The organism is Shewanella sp. 11B5 (assembly GCF_002836795.1).
GTDB classification, from domain to species: domain Bacteria; phylum Pseudomonadota; class Gammaproteobacteria; order Enterobacterales; family Shewanellaceae; genus Shewanella; species Shewanella frigidimarina.
Genome location: NZ_PJAP01000457.1, coordinates 1 through 4667 on the forward strand (window position 1 = coordinate 1; position 4667 = coordinate 4667).

Consider the following 4667-nt stretch of genomic DNA (forward strand, 5'->3'; position numbering starts at 1 on the left):
CAGTAAAAAGTGGCTAATGGCTAAGTTTTCATTTGAGCATTCGTTTGAGATCGACACATTAAAGCGCTTAATTGCACAACATCAACACCAATTTAGGCATAAGTCGTTAGCGGATTTGTATTATCGAGGCGAAAAATTATCGGTAACTGCCATTGAACTTGGGCAGCAACAACAACCTTGCCCTACGGTGTTATTTGTTGGTGGGGTGCATGGTGTTGAGCGTATTGGTGCACAAGTGGTGTTGGCTTTTTTAGACAGCTTACTCAACCGGTTACCTTGGGATACTCATTTACAGCAATTACTCAAACATGTACGTTTAGCCTTTGTACCTGTGGTCAACCCGGTTGGCTTTTTGCGTGGCAGCCGAGGTAATGGCAATAATGTTGATTTAATGCGTAATGCACCCATTGATTCAGATGAAGACGTGACCTTTTTTGTTGGCGGTCAGCGACTGTCACCGCGCTTGCCTTGGTATCGTGGTCAAAACGGCATGGAGCTAGAAACCCATGCATTAGTGAACTATGTGCAACAATTACAGCAACAAAGTAGCAGTGTCATTGCCTTAGACGCTCATTCTGGTTTTGGTTTGTTAGACCATGTGTGGTTTCCTCATGCGCATACTCGGCAACCTTTTGCAGGCATAGGTTATATTTATCATTTAATGCAGTTATTCGAAAAGGGTTACCCTCATCATGGTCATTATCGGTTAGCGCCACAAAGTCATTTTTATCGCACTCATGGTGATATTTGGGATTATTTAGTGGCAAATAATGCCAGCGAAAAACCGTTTATTCCATTAACGTTAGAAATGGGATCGTGGGCTTGGGTTCGTAAAAATCCGCGACAGCTATTTAATTTTTCCGGTTATTTCAATCCACAGAAAACACATCGACATCAACGTATTTTAAGGCGTCACGTGGTATTAATGCAGTTCATTATCGATGCGGCTTATGCGCAAATTATTGAACAAATAAAGCCTAAACAGCTGACACAATTGACTCAACAAGCGAATCGCTTTTGGTCTAAAAAAGCTAAATGAGGCTATGTGAGGATAAGCAATGACCACCTTAGTTTTGCTTAGAGGATTAATGCGTGACAGCCGCCATTGGTATGGTTTTGATCAGCGTTTAGCTCAACAAGCTGTGAATGTTATTAGCGTCGATTTACCGGGTAATGGCCTGTTAGTTAATCAGTCTAGCCCAGGTGAAATGCAAGATTATTGTGATGCGGTGTGGCAACAAATCGATGACGCCTTGCTAAAACAGGGCATGCTACCAAGCCAAGTTAAGGTGGTATTGGTTGGGTTGTCTATGGGAGGTATGCTGGCGCTAACGATGGCGGCTCAGTGTCGCTCGCGAGTTAAGCATGTGGTGTTAATTAACAGCAGTGCGGCTAACTTGTCACCTTGGTATAAACGATTCCAATACTTAGGGTTAATGAGATCATTGGTGGCTGTGCTCGCGAGGGCTTTACGTGTCAGCTTGTCGAATCAAGTGGATAATGACAAAAGCCATTGGCTAGAGGCAACGGTATTAGATTTTACCAGCAGGCATTTGGGTCAAAGTATTGAAGTGATTAATGCTTGGAGCTTACTAAGGTTGCAATGCCATACATCATTTATTAATGGATTACGCCAATTGTACGCCTCGGCCCGTTTTCACAGTCCTATATTGAATGACATACCGGTTAGCGTGATTGTCGCCAATCAAGATAAGTTAGCTCATCCCAAATGTAGCGAACAGTTAGCGGTATTTTATCAAACACAATTACATAAAATAGATGATTGCGGCCACGATGCCAGCCTTGATCAACCACAACAATTACAACAACTATTGCTGGATATTATTCATTAGGGCTTATTCGTTAGGGCCTATTCATTAGGGCTTATTCATTAAGACGGTTCCATCAAGGCTCATAGAATATTGCTTCTTGAATAGAAAGTACTGAGTCGAGAGTACTAAATAGGAAAGTACTTAGTAGCGATTAGTCATTCAATCATTCAATCATTCAATCCGTCACTCTAGCTTGCTTGCCATTTTTTAATGTCTTGCTGCCAAGCATTAGCGGTAAAGTCGATAAAGGCTCTGACGACGGTTTGCTGATAACTACGCGACAAATAAACCGCCCACAACGTTTTACCCGGCACAGTGATGTTGGGCAGCACTTCAAGCAATTCACCTTGTTCAAGATAGTGGTTAGCTAAATCAGTCGGCAAGCACACAATGCCGTTGCCACGTAATGCCGCATTGATCAATACGCCCATGTCATTGGCCTGTAAATTACCGCTCACATCAAGTAAACAGGTTCGAGACTCATCGATTATCTCCCAACGTGGTTGGCTTGAGTGGCGTAAACAGTTGTGTTGCAATAAGTCGTTGGCTGACAATATGGCTGAATGTTTAGCGAGATAGTCAGATGATGCGCAAATGACACTGTCGATATGCATTAAGCGTCTAGCAATTAAGCTTTCATCTGGTTGGTGGGTATAGCGCAGCGCAATATCAACTCTGTCATTAACCAATTGCGATACATTGTCAGACAATAACAGCTGAATATTAACTTGAGGATGTTGCTGGCAAAAAGCCTCAACTACGTCATACAGTTTGTGTTGCCCAAGCCCAATAGGTGAGGCGATCCGGATACTGCCAACCAGTTCAGTATTATGACTATTAGCACGGCCTTCCATTGCCGTGACTTCACTTAAAATGCGTTGGCAGTAATTAAGCGCTTCTTCGCCTTGCAAAGTTAAGCTGACTTGACGGGTTGTACGATGTAATAAGCGTAAACATAACCATTGCTCCACTTCTTTAATGTGCCGTGAAACCTGTAAGCGGCTTAAACCCAATTGCTCTGCTGCCAACGTAAAGCTGCTGCAGCTTGCGACTTCGACAAAGCTGCGAATGGCTGAAATTTTGTCCATTATTTTATCCTATGGTGAAATATCACTCTTTACTACTCACCGCTATATTAATGCTCTAATCAGCAGGCGTTATCGGCATCGACTTTATTGTCATATCTGTTTAGGTTGCTTTTATGGTCTAAAAAATAGGGGTTAATCTTTTTTGTATCCCAATATGAAACAATTAAGCGCAATAATCGATATTTATCTCCAAAAAATTACCCACTAAACTAGCTCCATTGATAACTAATAGAGCGAGACACAAAATGAAATTAGCAGTATTAGGCGCAACAGGTTGGATTGGTGGCACTATCATGCAACAAGCGATAAGCAGAGGCCATGAAGTGGTTGCCATAGTGCGCGACGCCAGCAAAGTCACTCAAGATGTGGCCGTACGTACGCTTGATTTAACCACTATGACAAGCGATGCCATCGCTAGCGCATTTGCCGATGTTGATGTTGTTATAGCGTCAATCGGTGGCCGTGCCGCACAAAACCATCAAGTAGTAGCGCAAACCGCTAAGCAATTATTGCAACACTTGCCTAAAGCTGGCACACCGCGTTTGTTGTGGGTTGGCGGTGCAGGTAGCTTAGAAGTCGCACCAGGCGTGACGTTAGTATCAACACCAGAGTTTCCTGAAGATTATAAAGCCGAAGCCATCGCCCAAGGTGAAGCACTAGCCGTGTTCCGTGATACAGATTCTGCTATCGAGTGGACTTACGTTAGCCCTGCAGCGATTATCTTCCCTGGCGAGTCAGAAGGACCGTACCGTTTAGGCGGCGATTCATTTTTTACCGATGCACAAGGCCAAAGCCGAGTATCAGTAGCAGATTACGCCAAAGCCATGCTCGATGAAGCCGAAAATGCTAAGCATATTAATCAACGTATTAGCGTTGCTTACTAAGTGATATTGGGTAGGTGATTAATCGAAACAGGCCTAAACGGCCTGTTTTTTTTATGCTTTATCCGGTGCATAGGTGGTTATATCGATTAGGCAAACAATGGTTGAATTTGTATTAGGCCATAGCCGTTACTCGGTAAGATTTGAGCGTATTTTATTCAAAAATCATACTGGGTTATCAGTTACAGGCTATGTGATTTGAGCTTGTTTTAAAGCGTTTTTGGCTGAAAGTGTATTTAAGGTATGGCCTACGGCCACTAACGTCGTGGCGCTTCACCCACACCAGACCAAAAGGAAACCAACGGCTGTTCCCTCTTGGATCACCCAGCCGCCACATCAAAATTATCTGAAAAGCGATAATTTCGCGACGTGGTCTGATCCAGCTTTTAACTTCGTCTGAGTGTTCTTCGGCCTTATTTGAAAATGCTAACGCTTCAGATGGGGCGTCCCTTCCCCTCCAAAGCTAGCCAGACATCCATGTCTGGGCTCACGCCATTTTCTTCAACGGCCTCAAGTTCAGAGTTGAATTTAGATATTTTTAAGTCAAAAACCAACTCGTTTTTGCTCCAAAGCTACTTAGAACCAAAGCTCTATTTAACAATGCTTACCTTTGTTTTCCATACAAAAATCTAATTGATATTACTCTTTTACCGATGCCATTCTTACTGCCTAGATTGCATAATCTACTGAACTGGTTTTATATGCAGGTATAATGAGATTTGGCTTAATTTAAATCAAACAACTCATTAAGCCAGCCTAAAGTCGTAACGTAGGCTTAATTAGAAAACTATAATTAGTTGATAATATTGAAAATAAATTTTTCGCTTATTTTTTTTAACGACATTAACGCGCAAGCTCGTTTTGTT

4 protein-coding genes are annotated in these 4667 nt (G+C 42.6%); 3 read left to right on the top strand and 1 reads right to left on the bottom strand.

All coding sequences use genetic code 11. The features are described 5' to 3' along the window. Positions 1-16: 16 nt before the first annotated feature. Both CXF78_RS10600 and CXF78_RS10605 read left to right on the top strand, forming a co-directional pair. A complete protein-coding gene (locus CXF78_RS10600; protein ID WP_102036761.1) occupies positions 17-1039 on the top strand; it encodes a DUF2817 domain-containing protein in 1023 nt (340 codons plus the stop codon). A 19-nt stretch (positions 1040-1058) separates the two neighbouring features. After that, positions 1059-1853 (top strand): alpha/beta fold hydrolase, encoded by a 795-nt coding sequence (locus tag CXF78_RS10605; protein ID WP_102036758.1) that lies wholly within the window; start codon positions 1059-1061, stop codon positions 1851-1853. Positions 1854-2020: 167 nt separating this feature from the next. Here the strand turns inward: CXF78_RS10605 and CXF78_RS10610 are convergent, their stop codons facing one another. Beyond that, positions 2021-2920 carry a LysR family transcriptional regulator gene (locus tag CXF78_RS10610; protein WP_102036759.1) on the bottom strand — a complete coding sequence of 300 codons (900 nt, stop codon included), beginning with the start codon at positions 2918-2920 and terminating at the stop codon, positions 2021-2023. 245 nt (positions 2921-3165) lie between these two features. Between CXF78_RS10610 and CXF78_RS10615 the strand changes: the two genes are divergently transcribed. Then, on the top strand, positions 3166-3804 hold the full coding sequence (locus CXF78_RS10615) for an NAD(P)-dependent oxidoreductase (RefSeq protein ID WP_102036760.1): 639 nt from the start codon (positions 3166-3168) through the stop codon (positions 3802-3804). Positions 3805-4667: the final 863 nt, after the last annotated feature.

Excerpts from the sequence above, each read along its gene's own strand:
- CXF78_RS10600 (WP_102036761.1), top strand. The coding sequence starts at position 17 with ATGGCTAAGTTTTCATTTGAGCATTCGTTTGAGATCGACACATTAAAG.
- CXF78_RS10605 (WP_102036758.1), top strand. The coding sequence starts at position 1,059 with ATGACCACCTTAGTTTTGCTTAGAGGATTAATGCGTGACAGCCGCCAT.
- CXF78_RS10610 (WP_102036759.1), bottom strand. The coding sequence starts at position 2,920 with ATGGACAAAATTTCAGCCATTCGCAGCTTTGTCGAAGTCGCAAGCTGC.
- CXF78_RS10615 (WP_102036760.1), top strand. The coding sequence starts at position 3,166 with ATGAAATTAGCAGTATTAGGCGCAACAGGTTGGATTGGTGGCACTATC.